General features: G+C 54.7%; 1 protein-coding gene. It reads left to right on the plus strand.

Annotated features, from left to right (window positions below; genetic code table 11):
- Positions 1–24,699 (plus strand): DUF8202 domain-containing protein, encoded by a 24,699-nt coding sequence (locus tag B5D63_RS34755; RefSeq protein ID WP_159456150.1) that lies wholly within the window; start codon positions 1–3, stop codon positions 24,697–24,699.

Genomic DNA, 24,699 nt, shown 5'->3' on the forward strand with positions numbered 1-24,699 from the left:
ATGAATCCCGATTCAAGGTTTTTCAGCTTTAGCTGTAAGCGGTTGCTACTGGCACTGTTTGGCATGGCAACGGCATTTGCCGCCTCCGCGGGCACTTTCCCCGTTACCAATACCAACGACGCCGGGCCTGGCTCGTTCAGACAGGCCATCCTGGACGCGAATGCGGCGGGCGCGGGCCCGCACAATATCGTATTCAACGTGCATGGCCAGATCACACTGGCTACCACGTTGCCCACCATTACAGCAAAGAAACTGACGATCGACGGGCAGAACAGGATCACGCTGTATTCCACCGGCACCAACTCCGTCATTAATCCGTTTGTGATCAATGCAGATAGCGTGACCGTCCGGAATTTCACCGTGCAGAACAACGGGGATATCAATGTGGACATTTTTCCGAATACAACAGGGATAACCATTGAGAATATACGCTCCTTCAGTACGGTAGGGAACACGTTGAATTCGTTTATACGGGTACAGGGGGCCTCTACCAGGCTAACGATAAGAAATATTGCGTCCACCGACGTCGAACCCGCCGGTTCCGCCAGCCTCGCTCCGCACATCGGGCGGGCTTTTTATTTTACTGGCGGCATGCAAACAGACCTGGTCATGGACAATATCCAGCTCAGCTCTGCCAACAATACCCGCGGGGGAGAAGGCATCGTATTCCGCGATGCAGGTGTGAACGGATTGACGTTCACCAACAGCAATATCAGCGGCTTCCAGAACGCGGTGATGTTTGATAACACCGCCGGCGCAGTGGAAACGGCCAACAATGTGCTGTTCAGAAATGTGACCATCGATAGTTTGTGGAGCGGCGTATCATTGGGCGTTTATTGTGATTACCCCGCCACCAATTTTGATATCAACCAGACAACGATAGATATGAATGTGATCGGCGCGGATGATGATGGAGACTATGCCATCCGTTTCGACAACACCGCCAGCAATATTAAGCTGGACACCATTAATATTAATGAGAACGATATTCACGCCATCTGGTTCAACGGCACAGCCAGTAATATCACTATCAATAAAGCTTTGGTGGAAAACCGGATACCCGGACAATTCGGCGGGAATGCATGTATACGGTTTGAAGGCGCCGTCAACGGATTTACCTGCACCAACTCCACACTCAATGGTGATAAGCCCTCCAATGCAGATGACGCGGATGTCGGTATCGGTTTTTATGCTGCCGCCTCCGGAGTGACCATTGACAAGGTCACTTTTAGTGATTTTGATGTAGACGGGATTTATGTTATAGGAGCAGCCACCAATTTCCAGCTGACCAATTCCAGGTTCGAACGGAGTGTGGACGGTATCGAGTTCTATAGCAATGCTGCCAGAACAAACGTTGATATTGTCAATTCTGCTTTTTACGATCAGACACGATCAGGAATCGTGGTGAACGGCGCCAACGCGGTGACTGACGTAGACCTGAAAGGCGATACCGTGGTAAACAATGCCAGCAACGGTATCTGGTTCCACGGCGGCGCAGGCGTCACCGACGCAGAAGTCAGCGGTTCCGTAATATATAATAATGGTGGCGCAGGTATTATTAACGAAGCCCCCAACAAGGTGCTGATCACCAACAACAGCATATTCAATAATAAAGGACCGGGCATCTCCCTGACGGCAGGGAACTGCACCTACTCGGCTGCTGCCGGTAAAACGCCGGTACTGGTATCATCCAACGCGCTGGGAGGAGGGCAATACCAGCTAAAGCTTACGATACCCAATATCACCGCCGGAGCACAATACACGGTCGATATCTATGCAAACGATCCCGCTGCGAGCAAAACAAGCGGGCAATATTATGTTACGTCATTAACAGGACTCTCCGCAGGTACTTCTACGCAAACGATTACCTACAATGCCGGTCCGGGCACTACCGGCCTCGGTTTCTGGACGGCCACCCTGCGCATCCCCGCCAACAACTGCGGTACTTCGGAATTTGGCAATAGCATCCCGATGAACTTTACCGGTCCGGCCTGTGTAAACAACGGCGTAGTGGCCTGGTACCGGGCAGATCAGGCGGTGAACGGGGGCAACTGGGGTGATATCTCCGGTAACGCCAATCACATGAAAGTGATCGGAGATCCCGACAATACCACTGGCATGGTCAACTTCAACCCTGCTATTTATTATGATGGTAACGATGCGCACCAGGTGCCCGCTTCGGCAGCGGTATCAGGCGCCTATTCCATAATTGGAATGGGACTGCTGGAAGGTTCCCAGACGGGCCGCGTTTTCGCCAGCTCCAGCAGCAATAAGCTGATGGGGTGGCACGCAGGGTCTGAAAACCGCCTGTACGTGGAAGGCTGGCTGAACACCGGTAATGCAATTACTACCAAAGGAAAACTCTATTCTTTTGAAAGGGGTGCCAGCGGCGCCTATGAATTTAAAAGCAACGGCGGACTGGTGAAAAATGGTCCCACCGCAGATGGCACCGTCTGGACGCTGGAATTGGGAGGAGCTACCTACTCTGAATATTCCAAAGTCTTTGTGCCGGAAGTGTTCATCTACAACCGCGATCTTTCGCCGGCAGAGATGCAGCGCATCGAATCCTACATGGGACTCAAATATGGCGTTACGCTCAACAACGGCGCCACCGATTATATCAACAGCGACGGCACTGTGCAAATGTGGACGGCTGCCATCAACGCCGGTTATGGCAGGCGCATCACCGGTATCGGCCGTGAGGATTGTACCATGCTGAACCAGAAACAGTCCCTTAGCCAGGACACCGGTCTGGTAACCATCGCGCTGGGAAATGCCATCGCACTTTCCAATATTGCCAATACCAACAACATCACACAAGATAAGGCATTTTTCGTCTTCAGTGACAACGGCGGCAGCACCAGCTACTTCACCGCTGTCACCAGCACCAATGCCAATCAACGTATGGACCGCGTATTCCGCGTACAGAAAACCGCCACCTGGGACAATACCCAGCAGCTCACCCTGCAACTGGCCGGAGGCAATGGTGATAACTACCTGCTTGTCAGCACCGACGGGGCTTTTGGCACGATTACCAAAGAACTGAAACTGAGCAGCACGGGAACGGTTACACTGAGCAGCAACGATCTCGCCAACGGCGCCTACTTTACCTTCGGTCAGAAACAACGCTTCCCCGGCGGCGTTGCCAACAACTTACAGGCATGGGTAAAAGCCGACGCTGGCGCTACCGTGGTGGATGGCAACATCCTCAAATGGAGTGACCAGGCAGTGTCTCGCGAATGGCCGCTGGCACTTAGCAATGCGCCGCTTGGCTGGCAAAAGAATGGCCTTAACTATAACCCTGCGATCAACTTCCAGGCCAACAACTATTTCAGTGTACCGAAATTTACGGATGCTTATACAGCAGGCGAAATATTCTCCGTGCAGGCTTCTGCGCTGGCAGCTACTTCCACTACGCCAGGCTTCCCGTTTGAATTTGGTGGCGATCCCGCTACGCTTACCCAAACATTCTATGTCTATAACGGCTCCCACTATACGCATTTTGGTACCAACACAAGACCGGGATACTCCCTGGGAGGCATTAACATTCAACAGGCACATATATTAAATAACTGGAGCGCTCCCGGTGACTGGGCGGTGAACTTCGATGGTAAAAACATCGGCAACAATTCCACCTTCCCCGTCACTTTCAGTAGAGGGGCCGCTATGAACTCCGCCATTGGCGCAGGACATGGTTCCATTTTCAATGGCCGCATCGCCGAAGTTATTCTGTATAACAAGCAGTTGACCGCTGCCGAACGGGCGCGGGTCAACAGCTACCTGGCGCTCAAATATGCGCTCACGCTGAAGACAGCCGCGGGCGCAGCGACCGACTACCTCGCCAGCGATGGCGCCACGAAAATGTGGGCCGCCGCCAAAAACACCGGTTACGGCGAACGTATCACCGGTATCGGCAGAGACGACAACGGTACTTTGCTGCAAAAACAAAGCCTGTCGCAACTGGACGGCGCCAATGTAACCATTGGCATCGGCAACAGCCTGGCGGCCGCTAATGCGGAGAATACCACCAGCATCGCCAATGACGCATCTTTCTTTACTTTCAGCGATAACGGTCGGCCCGCCACCTACACACAAGCCGTTTATGGCCTGGGCAATATGACGCTGCGCATGGCCCGTATCTATAAAGTAGACCGCACCAACTGGGCCGACGTACCTACTACACTCGCGCTGACAGGAGGCAACACTACCAACTACCTGTTAGTAAGCAACGACGAAACTTTCGGCGCCGGAGACAAATCCTTTGCGCTGGACGCCAACGGTCAGCTTACACTGAATACCAGCGAGCTGCCTGACGGCGCCTACTTTACTTTTGCCTATGTACAGGCGGCCCCGGCCGGCGTGGCTGCGGGGCTGGAAGTGTGGACAAGGGCAGACAGTGCTGTCGTGGGTGGAGCAAGTGCCACACACTGGAAAGAGCTGAGCGCATCCCGCCGTACATGGACAGCTATTGTGCCCGCGTCATGGAAGGAAGCTGCTCTCAACTTCAACCCGGCCGTTGGTTTCGCCAATAGTTATTTTATACTGCAACCGGAGATCGCAAATACCTTTGCAGCTGCTGAAGTATTCTCTGTGCAAAAAAACAACGGTGATAATACCGCTGCTGTCGCCAGCTATCCTTTCGAGTTCGGAGGTACTTATGTTAGCGATCAGTCGTTGTACACATGGAGTAATAATAACCAATATACCTATTTTGGTTCCGGCACGGCACGCAGGAACTTTGCTTACCCTCCTTCTGTAAATGTACGCAACGCGCATTTGCTGAACATATGGAGCGCCACTAATGACTGGGCGGCAGGCATTGACGGTAAAGTATTACTGACAGCCAATGTTAATGCGGTGAACTTCGTCTCTGCGGCTGGTAATAAAGACTACATCGGCGCCGGTCACAACGCGCCTTTCTATGGAGATATCCCCGAAGTAATACTGTATTCCCGTAAACTGAGCGCTGTCGAACGCCAGCAGGTACAGTCTTACATGGCGCTGCGCTACGGCCTCACACTGGGTATAGACGCTCCCATGGACTACCTCGCCAGCGACGGCGCTACCACCATGTGGAAAGCGGCAGCCGGCGGCACTTACGCGAAACATATTACCGGCATTGGCCGAGACGACAGAGGTATGCTGTTACAGAAACAATCTGTAAGCGCCGACACCGGTATGGTAACCCTCGCCGCCGGTACCGCGATAGCTGCTTCCAATAAAGCCAATCCCACCACTATTACCAACGATCTTTCTTTCTTCACCTTTGGAGATGACGGAGCAGCAACCACCTACCTCACGCCGGTAGCTGGTATCAACGGCCTTAACAGCCGCATGGCCCGCATTTTTAAAGCACAGAAAACCAACTGGGCAGACCAGGATATTACCATCAAACTCGCCGGCGGTAATCAGCGGACTTACCTGGTCGTGAGCACCGACAATACTTTCGGGGCAGGAGATGCTTCCTACGCATTGGATGCAGACGGTACTGTTACCCTTAACAGCAGCCAGCTGGCCGATGGCGCTCACTTTACCTTTGCAAGAATGGTTTCCGGACCAAATGGCGTTAAAGACGGTCTTTCCTTCTGGTTGCGTGCCGATGACGGAATGTCTTCCGGCAGCCGGTGGAACGACTACAGCAACTTCGGAAATGATGCCTCACAGGGTCTGGTAGGCAGTCAGCCTGTTACGGATGCAAAAGCACTCAACTTCAATTACGGTCTTGTGTTTGATGGTACCGATGATTTCCTCGATATTACCACTACCCGTATCGACCCGTCTACCGCTACCATTTTTGCGGTGGCCAGCGGCGCCGGCTTTGCAAGCGGCAGAGAACTGGTGAGCAGCGGCGCCGTGGGATCGCCGCATGGCATGGAATTCAGGCTTATCAACTCAGGACAACAGCAATACCTGGAGAACGCTGCAGCGGTAGTCGCAGTAGGTGGCGCATATACCTTCCAACCCGGTAAACCATACATTTTCAGCGTTACACAGGCCAGCAATACGCCCAATGGCATACGCATGTTTGCAAACCACAAACTTGATATGCAGGGTACCATCAATTTATCACCGCTTACGGCCAATCTGATAGCTATCGGCTCCCGCACCATCGCTGCCAGAGGACTTTACTGGATGGGCTCCATGGGTGAGGTGGTGGCCTACAACCGGGTATTGTCAGACGCAGAGCGCCAGTCCGTGGAATCCTACCTCGGCCTGAAGTATGGTATCACCATTAATAATGGTGCGACCGACTACCTCGCCACCGACGGCACCAAATACTGGACAGCTGATCCGACCTATAAATACCGCATCACCGGTATCGGTCGTGACGACTCCACCGCGCTGAACACCAAACAGTCCCTCAGCGTGGATACCGGCTTTGTGACGCTTTCGCTGGGCAGCAGTATTGAACTCACCAACGAACGAAATACCAATACTATTTCCAACAATAAATCCTTCCTGGTATTTGGAGATAATGGCCTGTCGGCTTCCTCCTATACCACGGTGGTAGGTGGCGCCAGCGCTACCCGCCGGCTGCCGCGTGTGTGGAAAGTGGATAAAACCAACTGGACCGACCAGGATATTACCCTGAAAGCGGAAGCAACCGGCACGAAAGTATACATGCTGATTAGCACCGATCCAACTTTCGCTACCATCGATAAAGAACTGCCACTGAATACTGACAAAACCATCACGCTCAACAGCAGCCAGCTGGCCGATGGTATCTACTTTACTTTCGGTGCGGCAGTAAAATACCCCGGTGGCGTAGCCAGCGGCAATCTGTTATGGTTGCGCGCGGATATCAATACGTCGGCTTCCACAGATAATACGCCGATCAGCAGCTGGAAAGACTACAGTCCTAACGGCAATAACGTGGCGCAGGCTACTCCGGCCAACCAGCCGATATATATGGACAATGCCACGGCCAACATGAACTTTAACCCTGTGGTGAAGTTTAATGGTGCACCGCATGCCATGACGGGCGGCTCTTTCCTGAAAAACGGCACTTACAACTCCGCCTATGCTTTTTATGCAGGCAGCCAGGCGGTAGCCAATCAAACTGTTATTTTCACAGAAGTGGCGCCAGCGCTCGGTGTTAACCAGTTTTCATTACATGCTACCTGGGATAATAATATAGTGTATTGGGACCCTCCTTACAAAAACAACCGCCTCCTTTTCAATGCCGGCGACATCAATAATCAGGTAATTCTCTGGACAGCCACCAACAATGTGAGCCTCCCGGCTAACAAACAATCTATTTTCAAAAATGGAGTGAATGTGCTCAATGGTAATAACACTGACATTATCACCGGAGGTGTTCAGGCGTTCCAGCTGGGCTGGAATAACGGCGTTTCATATAACGGCCGCATGGGAGACCTGATCGTTTATACAAGCCCGCTCACACCAACTGAACAACAGAAGGTGAATAGCTACATGGCCATTAAGTATGGTATCACGCTCAACAATGGCGCCACCAATTACCTGGCCACCGACGGCAGCACCGTGTGGGACGCCACAGCCAACACCGGTTACGGTAACTATATCACCGGTATCGGTCGTGATGACGCGGAAGATCTGAACCAGAAACAGTCCCGCAACACCATGAGCGGAATGCAACTGGCTATCGGTCTTACCAGCCTCGCGGAAACAAACATCAGCAATACCAACAACTTCACTGCTGATAAATCATATATGGTATGGGGCGACAACGCCGGTAGCCATCTCTTTAAAACCGCACTGTCGGGCCACCCTGTGGCCAACTACCGTATGGGAAGAGTGTGGAAAGTACAGAAATCCGGTACGGTGGGCGCCGTACAGGTAGCCGTACCTTATGATGCGCTGCCCAATGCGGCACAGACCTACCTGATCGTCAGCAACGACGCCACCTTCGACGGCAGCGATACTTTCATCCCGGTAACGGCGACGACCCTCAACGGCGTAAAACACTACGCCGCCAATGTGAACCTGAACAATGGCCAGTACTTTACCTACGCGGCATCTATTAAAACGCCTGGTGGGGTAGTGGGTACTTCCCTCTGGCTCCGGGCAGATGCAGGTACTTCCAGCACAACGGACAATACTACCGTCAATGGCTGGACCGATTACGCGTCTGAGCTGAACAATGCGAAACAGGTTACTGCGGCGAATCAGCCGCTATATATGAGAAACGGTGCTGATAATGCCAACTTTAATCCGGTGGTGAAATTTGATGGTTCAGATTTTCTTGATCTCGATTTCACTAAGCTACCGGCAGGCACAAGCGCCAGAACAATATTCGGCGCCGGCCGCCCGGTATCCATCAGTACTGGTCAATATATACTCTCATATGGAGCTGCATCCAACAGCAACGGCACAGGTATTGCCTCGGCAGCTGGTAGCGGGAATGCTGCTTTTGTAGGATATTTTAATGATTTGTCGAGCACTGTCGGCCATTGGCAACCGGGCAGGTTTGATGAAATGGTCGCTACATGGGCCGGCAGTGGCGGCAATGCTTCGTTATATAGCAAAATGAAATTGCTGGGCGGACCAGTAGCCAAAACCTGGAATACACTTGCTGGTGGCGCCAAGATCGGCACCGCTTCCTGGAATACTCCCGAGGCATGGAATGGCACCATAGGCGAAGTGATCGTATACCCGACCGCGTTAACTACCACCGAACGGCAACGTGTGTCCACTTACCTGGCTATCAAATACGGCTATACGCTGGACCAGACCACCCCGACAGACTACCTGGCGACCGATGGCACCACCAAAGTGTGGGACGCTACCGCTAACGCCACCTATAAAAATAATATCACCGGCATCGGTCGCGACGACGTGGAAGGCCTGGCACAGAAACAAAGCCAGAGCATCAACACCGGCTTACAGCCCATCGTGGGCCTCGGTAACATCGCGGCCGACAACCTTAGCAATACCAATACCTTCTCTGCAGATAAAACTTACATGGTATGGGGCGACGATGGCGGCAGCACCGCCTTCACCACCGCTGTCACCGGCAACCCGGCTGTCACCACCCGCATGGCGCGGATCTGGAAAGTACAGGAATCCGGTACCGTAGGTAGCGTAACCCTCGCCATCGGCAAAAATCAACTGCCGAAGGTGGCTACGGCACCGTACCTGATCGTCAGCGACGATGCTACGTTCGATGGCGCCGACCAGTTCATCCAACTGGCCGAATCCGACGTGAACGGCGTAGCCAGCTTTACCGCCAACATAGACCTGGCCAACGGACAATACTTCACCTACGCCAGCTTCGTGACAGCACCGGGCGGCGTACCCAATGAAATGCTGTGGGTGAAAGCCGATGCTGACGTTCAGGTGAACGGCAGCAACCAGGTAGAGCAGTGGCTGAACCAGGCTGGTTCCATGACGACTGAACTGCGGGCGGCTGTTCAGGCGCACACAGACCCTGTCACTACCTCGGTCGATATCATCAAAGTACCCAACGGCATCAACTTTAACCCATCGATTGATTTCACAGGTGTTGCTACCAAATCCCTGAAAGGTGATGCGGGCGTCAACTGGAATACATCCGCAAACCTATCCATCTTCTCTGTCACGTCATCTGCAGGAGTGCCCCCTAATGGCCTGACAGCCATTTTTGGTTCCAATGGGGCCTGGACCACCCAGATTTCAGGCAGAGGGCTGGTATACCAGACCAACGGTACTTTTGGTCTTGATGGCGGGGGATGCGTGGTGGGAGAATCTACACCTGCTTATGCAGGCCCTGTTATCGCCAGAGGTATTTATTTACAGGCTGCCAACGCCCTGGGCGGAAGTACCTGGCTGAATGGTAAACAAGGTAACATTGGCACCTCCTGTGCGCCACAGGCAGACGGCTCCTTCTTTGAAATAGGTGGCCGCACCACCGGACCATACGATGCCCGCATCTTCAACGGCAAAATCCCCGAAGTGATCGTCTACAAAGCTGCCCTCACCCCAACAGAAGCGCAGCAGGTGGAATCTTATCTCGGTATTAAATATGGCATCACCCTCGATCAGAGCACCGCGCAAAACTACCTGGCCACAGACGGCTCCGTGATCTGGAACGCTACTGCCAACAGCACTTATAAAAACAACATCTTCGGTATCGGCCGCGATGACCGCGAAGCACTGACACAGAAACAGTCCCGCAGCATCCACACCGGTTCCATCCTGACAGTGGGTATGCGTACCATCGCCGCCACCAATGCAGAAAACACCAATACCTTCGGTGAAGATAAAAGTTACCTCCTGCTGGGCAGCAACAGCAACGCCCTCACCGTTGGCGGTACAGACCTGCCCCTGGGCAGCTGTATCCCCGAACGCCTCACGCAGGAATGGAAAACACAGTTCACCAATTACGATATCAGCACCCAGCCGCTGAGCATGCAGTTCGATCTGAACGGCATCACCGTGAAAGGTACCGCCACCGAAGACTTCACCATCATGGTGGACGAAGACGGCGACGGTAACTTCACCACCGGTACGATAACCGAAATTCCAGCCACCAGCTTCAACGCAGGCATCGTGAGCTTCGACAACGTGAGCGCCCTGAAAGACGGTGTGGTATTCACCCTCGTGACCAGCCACCTCCGTCGTACAGCTACCCTGGTACCCGATGCGACCACCAGGACAGTGGCTGCTACCTGTATCAGCAACGACACGCTGTACTTTATCGATCCTACAGATGCCGATAAATACATCGCTTCTATCTCCCTGAACGGAAATACCATGGACGTGAGCAAACTGTCAGCCCTGGTGGACGTGAACAGGGACATGAACGCCGCCCTGGGTAAAAACAGCGGTACCGACTACGGTACGCAGCTGATGCGCAGACTGGTGCAGATCAATTACACCGGCGCTGCCCTCACCCAAAACGGCGGTGTCACCGTTCGCCTGTTCTGGAACCCTGCGGAAAAAACGAACGCAGAGAATATGCTCTCCGGTACCCGCGGCGTACCCGGTACCCAGCGCTGGACATGGTTTAAACACACCGGAGATATTACCGCCACACTGGCCGACCTGGCGCCGGAAGGACTGACGAATATCACCGAACTGGTGCCAACAGCTACCGGTCAGCAGGACGGCGTGGAATACGTTGAGTTCAGCGGTATACAGAGCTTCTCTACCTTCGGCGGGGTGACCGCTGTCAACCAGACCCTGTCTATCACCAAAGTTCAGGATGGTAAAGAAGGAACACCGGACGGCGCCTTCAAAATCAGCCTGCCTGGCGCTATAACAGCCACAGAAGACATCAACGTTAACTATACGGTGACAGGTACCGCTGCTAACGGTACTGACTACACGACACTGACCGGCACAGTTACCTTCCCGTCCGGCAGTAACAGTATATCCCTGCCCGTAATAGTGACAGACGATAATATCCTTGAAATAACAGAAAACGTGACCGTTACCCTGAACAACGCCCTCGGCGCCATCAGCGGTAATGCCTACAATATCAGCAGCACTCAGCCAGCCGCTACACTGGATATCGCTGACAACGATGCCAACGACCCTGCTAAAACTACGGTAGGCATTGTCTGGAGCAGCGATGCCAGAGAGCCCATCATCAACGGCGCGTTCAATATCAGCCTGCCTGCAGGGGTGACTGCTGCTGAAGACAATCTCGTAACCTATGCCGTTGCCGGTACCGCCACCCCTGGTGCCGACTACCAGGCGCTGACCGGGTCCGTCGTGATTCCTGCCGGTTCAGGCGGCGTAATGCTGCCGGTACTGGTCATGGATGATCAGCTGCTGGAGAAACCGGAAACTGTTATCGCAACGGTAACAGGCGGCAGCTCCGCCAACTTTACGCTGACACCGCGCACCGGCGCCACTACGGCTACGGTGAACGTGATCGACGATGAAAACACGCCGGCTAACCTCACGCTGAGCGTGACCAAAACAGCCGATGCGGCTGAACCGTCCACCCATGGCGGATTTACCATCAGCCTGCCGTCTACCGTTAAACCGACGGAAGACATCACCGTCAGCTATACGATCGGTGGTACAGCCACAGGTGGGTCTGATTACACCGCGCTTACCGGTACGGTGACCATACCGGCAGGCCAGTCGGACATCGCATTACCGGTGAATGTGATCGATGATCAGATCATTGAAAACGCAGAGACCGTAGTGGTAACGCTCACCGGTGGTACCAGCCCTAATTTTACCTACACCGTCAGCACTACCAATGGTAATGCATCCCTGGCAATAGCAGACAATGACAACACCGCGGCCAACCGCGTACTGAGCATCAAAAAAACAACGGATGCCGCAGAACCGGCTACTCATGGTCAGTTCACCATTAGTTTGCCTGCCAATATCAAATCTTCTGAAGATATAACCATAGCCTATACATCCTCCGGTACCGCTACCAGCGGCACAGACTACGCTGCCCTGGGAACATCGGTGGTGCTGCCTGCGGGACAGAACAGCATCACCCTGCCAATCACCGTTACCGATGACAAGATCATCGAGAACACTGAAACTGTCATCACAACGGTGACTGGTGGTACCAGCACCAGCTTTGTTTTCACCGTCAGCAGTACCGAAGGCAGCGCCACTGCCGACATTGCCGATGACGACAATACAGCGGCCAACCGCGTGCTCGGCGTCCGCAACGCAGGGGGAGATGCATCCGAACCTGCTACCCACAGTGCGTTTAAGATCGGTCTGCCCGCAGGCGTGACTTCTTCTGAACCGGTGACCGTAACGTACACCATCAGCGGTACCGCGGTTAATGGCACCGACTACACGACGTTGCCAGGCACCGTGATCATCCCTGCCGGTCAGGACAGTGTAACCGTACCCGTGACCGTGAGCGATGACCCGTTGATGGAGAACACCGAAACCGTGATCATGACCATCTCCGGTGGTACCAGCACCAGCTTTGCCTTTACGCCAAGCGCTACGAACGGTAACGCTACCGTGAACATCCTCGATGACGATAATACCGCGGCCAACCGCGTGCTGAGCATCACTAAAACAAACGATGGGGCAGAACCGGCTACCAATGCGGCATTCAAGATCAGTCTGCCGGGGACGGTAAAACCGTCCGAGGACATCACCGTGAATTACACCATCGCAGGAACCGCCACCAACGGTACCGACTACACTACTTTAAGCGGCACAGCAACCATCCCTGCAGGAACGAACAACATCACCCTGCCGGTAGCCGTGACCAATGACCTGGTGATAGAGAACACCGAAACAGTGGTGTTGACGCTGACCGGCGGAAGCTCTGCGAACTTCACCTATACCGTCAGCGCTACCAATGGTAATGCTACGGCCAATATTACCGATGATGACAACACCGCGGCCAACCGGGTGCTGAGCGTGGTGAATGATGCCAACGCCGCCGAACCGGCTACTCCCGGCGCATTTAAAATCAGCCTGCCGACAGGTATTACTGCTGCTGTACCTGTTACCGTGAATTATACGATCGCGGGAACAGCCGCCAGCGGCACAGACTACACCGCTTTGACCGGCACCGCCACCATTCCGGCGGGCCAGCCAGATGTGTTAGTGCCTGTAACGGTGGCAGATGATAAGATCATCGAACTGACAGAAACGGTTGTGATGACCATCACCGACGGCACCGGCGGCGGATCTGCCTACACGGCATCAGCAGCTGCTAAAACAGCAACGGTGAACATTGCGGACGATGATGATACGCCAGCCAACCGTGTGGTAAGGGTACAAGTGGCCCGTGACGGCGCCGAAGGCGGCAGTACACTGCGGTTCAACTTCCTCCTGGCTCCGGGCATCACTGTCTCTCAGCCGGTGACGATCAACTATAGCGTAGGAGGTACCGCTATCCTGGGTACCGACTACAATGGTCTGACGCCATCCCATTTTGACGGAACGGCTGTCATTTCAGCCGGAGCCACCGCCACCGCCTCAGTAGGTAATGTGGTGGATGACCAGATCATAGAAGGTACCGAAACCGTGATCATCACGCTTAACAGCGGTTCGTCCACCAACTTCACCTTCACCCCGGATCCGGTAGAAGGCATTGCTACCGCTAACATTATCGATAATGACGACATCCCGGCCAACCGCGTGCTGAGCATCACCAAAAACGGCGATGCCGCCGAACCGGGCACTAACAATACTTTCAATATCACCCTGCCTGCCGGCATTACAGTGCCTGAACCTATCACCGTAAGTTACACCGTGACCGGCACTGCTACCGGCGGCGCAGATTACGCTACCCTGACCGGCACCGCTACTATCCCCGGCGGCGCCAATGGTACCACACTGCCTGTCAACGTGATCAATGATAACCTCATTGAGAATACAGAGACCGTGGTGGTAACTATCACCGGTGGTACTACCAGTACGCTCACGTTCACGCCGAGCACTACCAACGGCGCCGAAACCATGAATATCGCGGATGACGAAAACACGGCCGCTAACCGTGTACTCAGCATCGTGAAAGTATCTGACGCTGTAGAACCTTCTACCAATGGCAGCTTTAAAGTAAGCCTGCCGGGAACGGTAAGAACTTCCGAAGCTGTGACCGTTAACTATACTATCGGTGGTACCGCTACCAACGGTGCAGACTACACGACGCTGACCGGCTCGGTTGTACTGCCTGCAGGTCAGAACAATGTGTCCATCCCGGTCCTTGTCATCGATGACAAGATCATAGAAGGCACGGAAAACGTGACGCTCACGCTGACCGGCGGCAACAGCACCAGCTTTGTCTTCACCGCCAGCACCACCAACGGCAACGCAACCGTGGACATTGCCGATGACGACAACGTGGCGGCCAACCAGGTACTCAGCGTGACCAAAGGCACAGATGGCGCAGAACCGAACACCAACGGCGCGTTCAATATCAGTCTGCCTGCCGGTTACACCGCAGCAGCACCGATCACTGTCAACTATACCATCGCCGGTACAGCCACCAGTGGGTCCGATTATGTAGCGATGACCGGTACCGCGACCCTGCCTGCGGGGCAACCCAGTGTATCCGTTCCGGTAGTAGTGAGCGACGACGACCTGATAGAGAACACCGAAACCGTGATCATGACCCTGACCGGCGGAACAGGCGGAGGTCTTACTTACACCGCCAGTCCTACCAACGCGACGGCTACCGTTAATATTACCGACGATGAAAATGCCGCGGCCAACCGCATCCTGAGTGTTGCCAACAACGGCAATGCCGCAGAACCGACTACTCCTGGTTCATTCCGCATTAGCCTGCCAACAGGTGTTAAACCATCTGAAGACATCCAGGTGACTTATACCATCAGTGGAACTGCTACCGGCGGTAAAGATTATACCGCATTGACAGGCACCGCGACCATCCCTGCGGGACAGAACAGTATAGACGTCCCTGTTACTGTTACCGACGACAAGATCATCGAAGGACAGGAAGACGTTATCCTGACCATCAGCGGCGGCGCCAGCACTAATTTCGCTTACACGGCCAGCGCTACCAACGGCGCTGCTACGGTGAACATCGCAGATGACGACAACACCGCTGCCAACCAGGTACTGGCTGTCACTAAAGGTGCAGACGCCGCAGAACCGGCCACCAATGGTCACTTTGTGATCAGCCTCCCAACAGGATACACTTCTGCGAGAGATATCCAGGTGACTTATGCCATAGGCGCCGGCACTGCCACGCCAGGTACCGATTACCAGGCAATTACCGGCACTATTACCATCCCTGCCGGTAAAGAAAGTGTAACCGTACCCGTGAATGTGATCGATAATAAAGTGATAGAACCTGCTGAAACGGTGATCCTGAACATCAGCGGCGGTAACGATACGCAGTTCGCCTACACCGTTGCCAGTGGGGGAGGTTCCGCTACCGTCACCATCAACGATGATGATTACACCACCAACCGCAACGTAGTGCTGCTGACCAAAGTATCCGACGCCATAGAAGGTGGTACCAACGGTCAGTACAGGATCGCGCTGCAACCGGGTGTGACCAGCTCAGAGGATGTGGTCATTAACTTCGCCCTGACAGGGACAGCTATCAATGCAACAGACTACAATTTACTGGGCCTGTCCGCCGGTACGATCGTTATACCGGCAGGCGCCAACGAAATATTTATTGATGTCGATGCCGGCAACGACGGCATTATTGAGGGGCCTGAAACAGTGATACTGACCCTCACCAGTGCAGCTTCTTCCAGCTATCCGTTTACCATAGACCCATCCGGTAACGGGGCCACCGTGAACATCGTAGACGCCAATGCGGCCAGCAGTACGCCGATACAGGTGATCACCGGTACCAACGCCGCCGAACCGGCCAGCAACGGTACCTTTACCGTGAAACTGGCAGGTGTGGCTACTTCCGCATGGCCTGTCACCGTAGGTTATCGTGTATCCGGTACCGCTATCTCCGGAACGGACTACGAAGCCCTGGGCACTATCGTGATCCCGGCCAGCACCAACGCTGTCCCGGTAACGCTCAAAGTACTGGACGACAAGATCATTGAGGCGACAGAAACCATGACCATTACACTCCTGTCAGGCAGTGCTACGGACGGTGGTGGAAACGCCTTTATCTTCCCGCCGGACCCGGTTAACACCGACGTTACCGTGAATATCGCTGATGACGACGCCACTGCCGCCAACCAGGTACTGAAAGTGGTGAAAGATGCAGACGCGGCTGAGCCTAACACCAACGGTTCCTACACCGTAAGCCTGCCTGCTGATTATACCTCTTCAGCCAATATCACGCTGAATTATACCATGACCGGCACCGCCGTGCGCAATACGGACTACGCCATCTTTACCATCACGTTGCCGGCCAACAGCAATAGTATCAGCCTGCCGCTGCGCGTCACCGATGATAAGATCATCGAGAACACGGAAACGGCTATACTGACCCTTAACGGCGGTACAGACGGTAACTCCTTCACTTATACGGCAGACCCGGCCGGTAACAGCGCCACTGCAAATATTGCCGATGATGATAACAACGCGGTCAATAACGTATTGTCAGTTGCAGCTACCGCCCATGGCGCCGAACCAGGTACCCCTGGTGAGTTCACTATCAGTCTGCCTGCCGGATATACTGCGGCGGAAGAGATAAATGTTACTTATACCATAGGAGGCACCGCGACTGCCGGCGACGATTATACGCCGCTGACAGGTACGGCAAAGATTCTTGTCGGTCAACCTGGTGTGACGGTATCCGTACCGGTAAACGACGATCAGATCATAGAAGGTACAGAAACTGTTCTAATGACGCTGACTGGCGGTACCAGCACCAACTTTACCTTCACCCCGGCCACCGGTAACAGCATAGCTACCGTGAACATCACCGATAACGACAATACCGCCGCCAATCAGGTGATCAGCATCGTGAAGAAAACAGATGCAGCTGAACCGTCCACCCACGGCGCATTTACGGTAAGCCTGCCGGCTAATATAAAATCTGCGCAGCCTGTCACTGTGAACTACACCATCGGTGGCACTGCCGAAAATGGAAAAGATTACAATACCCTCACCGGTACCGTAGTGATACCGGCGAATACCAACGGGGTAGACGTGCCCGTGACTGTGATGGACGAGAAGATCATAGAAGGTACGGAAACGGTGGTCCTCACCGTTACCGGCGGCGCTTCTCCGGACTTCACCTTCACTGCCAGCACCACCAACGGTACGGCTACCGTGAACATCGCCGATGACGATGATATCGCCGCCAACCGCGTGCTGAGCGTGGAAAATAAAGGCAATGCCGCAGAACCGGGTACCAATGGCCTGTTCCGTATCAGCCTGCCTGCCGGTTATACTGCCGCAGTGCCCGTTACGGTGAACTATACCGTTGCCGGGACCGCCACATCCGGCGACGACTACACCGCACTGACCAATACCATGATAATACCTGCCGGTGAAAACGGCGTGCCGGTAGCAGTGAATGTGGAAGACGACAAGATCATAGAAAATACAGAAACCGTTGAACTGACCATCACCAACGGTACCGGCGGCGCTGCCTATACCGCCAGCACTACCAACGGTAAGGCTACTGTGAACATCGCGGATGACGACAACACACCGGACAACGTGGTGCTGAGCGTAACGCGTATTGCAGATGCAGGAGAACCTTCCACCAACGGAACATTCCGTATCAGTCTCCCTGCCGGCGTGACCGTAGCAGAAGATGTGACTGTACATTATACCATCACCGGTACCGCTATTAACGGCACCGACTATACCAACCTCGGAGGCACGGTTGTACTGCCGGCCAACCAGGAAAGTGCAGATGTGACAGTAGCAGTGACTGACGATAAGATCATTGAGAACACTGAAACGGTGATCATGACGCTGAACAATGGCACCAGTGCCAACTTCAGCTTCTCTGCCAGCGCCACCAGCGGTAACGCGTCCATGGATATTGCGGACGATGACAATACGCCGACAGCCCTGGTGCTGAGCATTAATAAAAAAGCAGATGGCGCAGAACCGTCCACCAATGGCCAGTTCTCCATCAGCCTACCTGCGGGCTATACCGCCTCACAGAATATCACGGTGAACTATACCGTGGCGGGTACCGCTGCCAGCGGCAATGACTATACAGCCCTTGGTGGTTCTATTGTACTGCCGGCCGGTGAAGACACCGTATTCCTGCCGGTAACCGTCAAAGATGATAAGATCATCGAGCCGACAGAGACCGTGATCGTTACCCTGACCGGCGGCACCAGCACCAGCTTCAGCCTGGTGCCCAGCAGCAGCAACGGCAACGCCACGGTTAACATCACCGATGATGAAAATACCGTTCCGGCAAACCTCGTACTGGGTATCGTACGGAACAAAGACGCAGCAGAACCGGCTGCCAACGGTGCCTTCAGAGTGGGACTCCCAACAGGCATCACCGCTGCTGAAGACATCACCGTGAATTATACGGTAACAGGCACCGCTGCGGTAGGAGCGGACTATGTTGCCCTGAGCGGCACGGTAGTTATTCCGGCAGGCCAGGACAGCGTTGATATCCCCGTGACCGTAGCCGACGACAAAATCATCGAGCCCACGGAAACGGTCATCGCCACATTGACCGGCGGTACCTCCGGCAGCTTCACCTTCACCGGTACCGGCAACGCTACCGTGAACATCGCTGATGACGATGCGGTGGCTGGCAACCTGGTGCTGACGGTGGCCAAAGCAAGCGATGCTGCAGAGCCTAATGTCAACGGTTCCTTTACCGTAAGCCTGCCGGCAAACTATACCGCAGCAGAAGACATCACTGTCAACTATACAATCACCGGCACCGCTCTCAGCGGCACGGACTACACGGCGCTCCCGGGCACCGTAGTCATCCCGGCCGGTCAGCCTGGTGCCACCGTACAGGTACCGGTGATCGATGATCAGCTGATAGAAACGACAGAAACCGTGATCATGACGCTCAGCGGTGGCAGCTCTGCCAGCTTCACCTTCACCGGTACCGGTAACGCTACGGTGGACATTACCGATGACGACAATACAGCAGCCAACCGTATCCTGTCTGTCACCAGAATGACCGATGCGGCAGAACCGGGCACCAGTGGCGTATTCGCTATCAGTCTGCCTAAAGGCATCACTGCGGCAGAAGCCATCACGGTGAATTACACCATCGGCGGCACCGCCACCGGTGATAAAGATTACACCGCGCTGAGTGGCACCGCTACCATCCCGGCAGGTAAAGACACGGTATTCGTGACGGTGCCGGTCATCGACGACAAAGTGATTGAAACCACTGAAAGTGTAGTGATGACCCTGACCGGCGGCACCAGCGCCAACTTTACCTTCACCGCCAGCACCACCAGCGGCATCGCAACGGTGAACATCGCTGACGACGACAACGTGGCGGCCAACCTGGTAGTGAGCGTACTTAATCCTGTGAACGGCGCGGAACCAGCCACTAACGGCTCCTTCTCTGTGAGCCTGCCTGCGGGGTACACCGCATCAGAAGATATCACGGTAAACTACACCGTAGGTGGTACCGCCACCGCGGGCGATGACTACACTGCCCTGAGCGGCAGCGTGGTGATCCCTGCCGGCCTGACAAACATCACTGTACCAGTGAATGTGAAAGACGACAAGATCATAGAAAATACAGAAACAGTAATATTGACGGCTACAGGGGCTACATCCACCAGCTTTACGCTCGTGGCAAGCAGCACCAACGGCAACGCTACAGTGAATATCGCAGATGACGATAACACCGCCGCTAACCGGGTGCTGAGTGTAAACAATGCAGGTAATGCCGCGGAACCGGGTACTAACGGCCGCTTTGCAATCAGCCTGCCTGGAGGAGTAACCTCGGCCGAAGATATTACCGTGAACTACACCATCGCCGGTACCGCCACCAGTGGCACCGACTACGGCGCCCTCGGCGGCACGGTAGTCATCCCGGCAGGAAAAGACACGGTGTTCGTACCGGTGAATGTGATCGACGATAACATCATCGAAAGCAACGAAACAGTGGTCCTTACCCTCACCAACGGCGCCAGTACCAGCTTTAACTTCACCGCCAGCGCCACCAGTGGTAATGCTGCAGTGACCATCGCTGATGACGATAATGTTGACGGCAACCGCGTGCTGCAGGTAGTAAGAACGGCAAATGCCGCAGAACCGGGCACCAACGGCAGCTTCTACGTAAGTCTTCGTGCAGCTGTTACCGCGGCAGAAGATATCACCGCCACCTACACCATCAGCGGCACCGCTAAAAACGGCACTGACTATATCAGTCTGACAGGCTCCGTTGTGATCCCTGCAGGTCAACCAGGAGTGTCTGTACCAGTAACGGTCACCGATGACAAGATCATTGAAGGTACCGAAACGGTGATCATGACACTTACCGGCGGCAGCTCCACCAGCTTCAGCTACACAGTCAGTGATATCACCGGCATAGCCAACCTCGACATCGCTGATGACGATGCTACCACCGCTAACCGCGTACTGGTGGTGACCAAAGGCAGCGACGCCGCAGAACCAGCCACCAACGGCAGCTTTAATATCGGTCTGCCTGCAGGCATCACTGCTGCTGAAGACATCACGGTAAACTATACCATTGCCGGTACCGCCACCGCGGATACAGACTACAATGCCATCACCGGCACCGTAGTTATCCCGGCAGGCCAGAACAGTATAGCCGTCCCCGTAACAGTGAAAGACGACAAGGTGATTGAAACGACAGAAACCGTGATCATGACCCTCACCGGTGGAAATTCTGCCAGCTTCACCTATGCAGGTAATAACAACGACACCGTGAATATTACGGATAACGATAATGTGGCCATCAACCGCGTGCTGACAGTAGCGAAAACAACCGATGCCGCAGAACCGGCCAGCGACGGCGCCTTTACTATCAGTCTGCCAGCAGGTATTACCGCAGCAGAGCATGTGACCATCAACTATACCGTGGCTGGCACTGCCACCGCCGGTACAGATTACGCCACCCTGGGCGGCGCCGTTATCCTCCCGGCCGGTCAGAACAGCGTGACCGTACCGGTTCCGGTGATCGACGACCAGATCATAGAAAATACAGAAACAGTGGTAATGACGCTGGCAGGCGGCGCTTCGGCCAACTTCGCCTTCACCGGTAACACCAGCGCCACCGTGAACATCAATGACAACGACGACGTCACCGCCAACCGTATTATTACGGTGACCGCAACCAGAGACGCGGCTGAACCAGGCACGAATGGTGAATTCACCATCGGTCTGCCTAACGGTATCACCGCCGCTGAAGCAGTAACCGTGAAATACACCATCGCAGGTACAGCCACCAGCGGTGTGGACTATACCGCCCTCAGTGGTACCGTGGTCATCCCGGCTGGTCAGAACAACGTGACGGTACCGGTACCGGTGATCAACGATCAGGTCCTGGAAAATACCGAGACCGTAGCGATGACCATCACCAGCGGCGCATCCACGAGCTTCACCTTCACCGGTGGCAGTAGCGCTACCGTGAACATCACCGATGATGAAAACACGGCGGCCAACCGCACGCTGAACATCGTGAAAACGACAGATGCGTCCGAACCGGCGACCAACGGCAGCTTCACCATCAGCCTCCCGGCCGGCATCGTTGCCTCCGAAGACATCAAAGTAAACTACACCACCGGTGGCACCGCCACCAGCGGAACAGACTATACCGCCATCACCGGGACCATTACCCTCCCGGCTGGTCAGAATAGTGTAGCCGTGCCAGTGACAGTGAAAGACGACCAGGTGATTGAACAGACAGAATCCGTGATCATGACGTTAAACGGCGGAACGTCTACCAGCTTCACCCTCACGGGTAATGGTACCGCTACCGTGAACATCGCGGACAATGAAAGCATCACGCCTGCAAGCATGTCACTGAACATCAGCAAAGGTGCAGACGGCGCAGAACCGGCCACCAACGGTAACTTCAAGGTAAGCCTGCCGACAGGTATCACTTCTTCGGAAGATATCACGGTCAACTACACCGTAGGAGGTACCGCCACTGCCGGTACAGACTACACCGCCCTCACCGGCACGGTAGTCATCCCGGCAGGCCAGAATAGTATAGCCGTTCCGGTGACCGTCGCCGACGATCAGATCATAGAAGTAACAGAGACGGTAGTCGCTACCCTCAACGGTGGCGCATCGGCCCACTTTACCTTTACCGGTAATGGCAACGCCACCGTTAACATTGCGGACGATGAAAGCAAGACGCCGGCTAAAATGGTACTGACCGCCGCCAAAGGTGCGGATGGTGCAGAACCGGCTACTAACGGGGCCTTTACCATCAGTCTGCCGGCTGGCGTCACTTCTTCCGAAGCTATCACCCTGAACTACACCGTGGCAGGTACCGCTACCGCCAATGCTGATTACACAGCGCTCGCAGGTACGGTGACCATTCCGGCAGGTCAGAACAGCATCAGCATACCGGTGACCGTACAGGACGATAAAGTAATAGAAGGCACAGAAACCGTGGTCCTGACGCAGACCGGCGCTACTTCCGCCAACTTTACCTTCACCGCTGCCGGCAGCACTACCGTCAATATCCTCGATGATGAGACCATTGACGCCAACCTGGTGCTGAACGTCACCAAAGGGGCAGACGGTGCAGAACCGGCCACCAACGGCAGCTTTAATATCAGTCTCCCTGCCGGTGTAACTGCCGCCATGGACATTACCGCCACCTACACCGTGGCAGGTACCGCCACCAGTGGCACAGATTATACCGCCCTCAGCGGCACCATAACCATCCCGGCAGGTCAGAACAGTGTAGCCGTACCGGTTACCGTCACCGACGACCAGCTGATAGAGGGTGACGAAACCGTGATCATCACTGGTACCGGTGGCCAGGCAGGCAGCCTTGCCTTCAAGCCGGGAACAGCTGTCACAGCTACAGTGACCATCGCAGATGACGATGATGATAACCTCGACCTGATGGTCAGCGCCAGCAAAGCTAATGCAGCTGAACCGGCGACAGCAGGTGAATTTACCATCAGCCTTGCCGGTGGCAAGATACCGGCCGAAGACATCACGGTGACCTACACCGTAGCCGGCACCGCCGCGCCGGGCAGCGACTATACCGCCCTCACAGGCACGGCAGTCATCCCGGCAGGTAAAAACAGTGTAGCCGTAGCAGTGAACGTATCTGACGATGATCTGATAGAACCGGTGGAAACAGCGGTACTCACCATCACCGGCGGTAAATCAGCCCGCATCAGCTACACCGTAGGTGCTAACAAAACAGCTACTGTCAACATCGCGGATGATGACCATACAGATCTCAGCCTGCTGGTGACCGCCAGCAAACCGGACGCCACTGAGCCGAACGTCAATGGTGAGTTCACCATCAGCCTGGCCAGCGGCAAGCGTACCGCCGACCCGATCATCATACAATACATGATCAGCGGCAGCGCCACACCGGATGCAGACTACACGGCGATCACAGGCACCATCACTATCCCGGCAGGCGCTAATCGTGTAACCGTTCCGGTGAGTGTGCTGGACGACAGCGAAGTGGAGTCTCCGGAAACTGTGGTGTTCATGCTCACCGGCGGAAAATCGGCCAGCTACACCTTCACCGCCGGCGCGGCCAAAGAAGCGACCGTCACTATCACGGATACGGATAAACTGGCAGGCGACCTGGTGATCACCAAAGAGATCGTCGCACCGGCCACAGGACCTTACCGCATGGGACAGAACCTGACCTACCGTATCACCGTACGCAACGCCGGCAACATACCGGTGACCAGCGTGAGAGCGGAAGACCGCCTGCCTGTGCAGCTGGACGTGCCGACCAACACTTCGGCAGAAAAAGGAGAGGTGACCGTATCACCGGCAACCAAACTGGTAACATGGAATATCGGCGACCTTGCGGTAGGCGCTTCCGTTCAGATGACGCTGACCACCCGCGTAATAGAAGGTGGTCAACTCATCAACGAAGCCAGCGCTTACAGCACCAACATGCCGGATGCAGACAGCACCAACAACGTGGCGGCATCCAGCGTGGCGATCGAAGGGTCTGACCTGTCATTCCCGAACGTCATCACTCCGAACGGCGATGGTAAGAACGAAAGGTTCATCATCGGCGGTCTGGAAAAATACCCGGGATCAGCTATTTATATCTACAACCGTTGGGGTAGCATGGTATATCAGTCCAAAGATTACCGCAATGACTGGGACGGTTCTAACCTGAACGAATCGACTTACTACTATATCCTGGAAGTAAGGAAGCCGGAAGGTGTGAAGAAGTATAAAGGGTGGATCACCATATTACGGTAA

Source organism: Chitinophaga eiseniae (assembly GCF_900167135.1).
GTDB classification, from domain to species: domain Bacteria; phylum Bacteroidota; class Bacteroidia; order Chitinophagales; family Chitinophagaceae; genus Chitinophaga; species Chitinophaga eiseniae.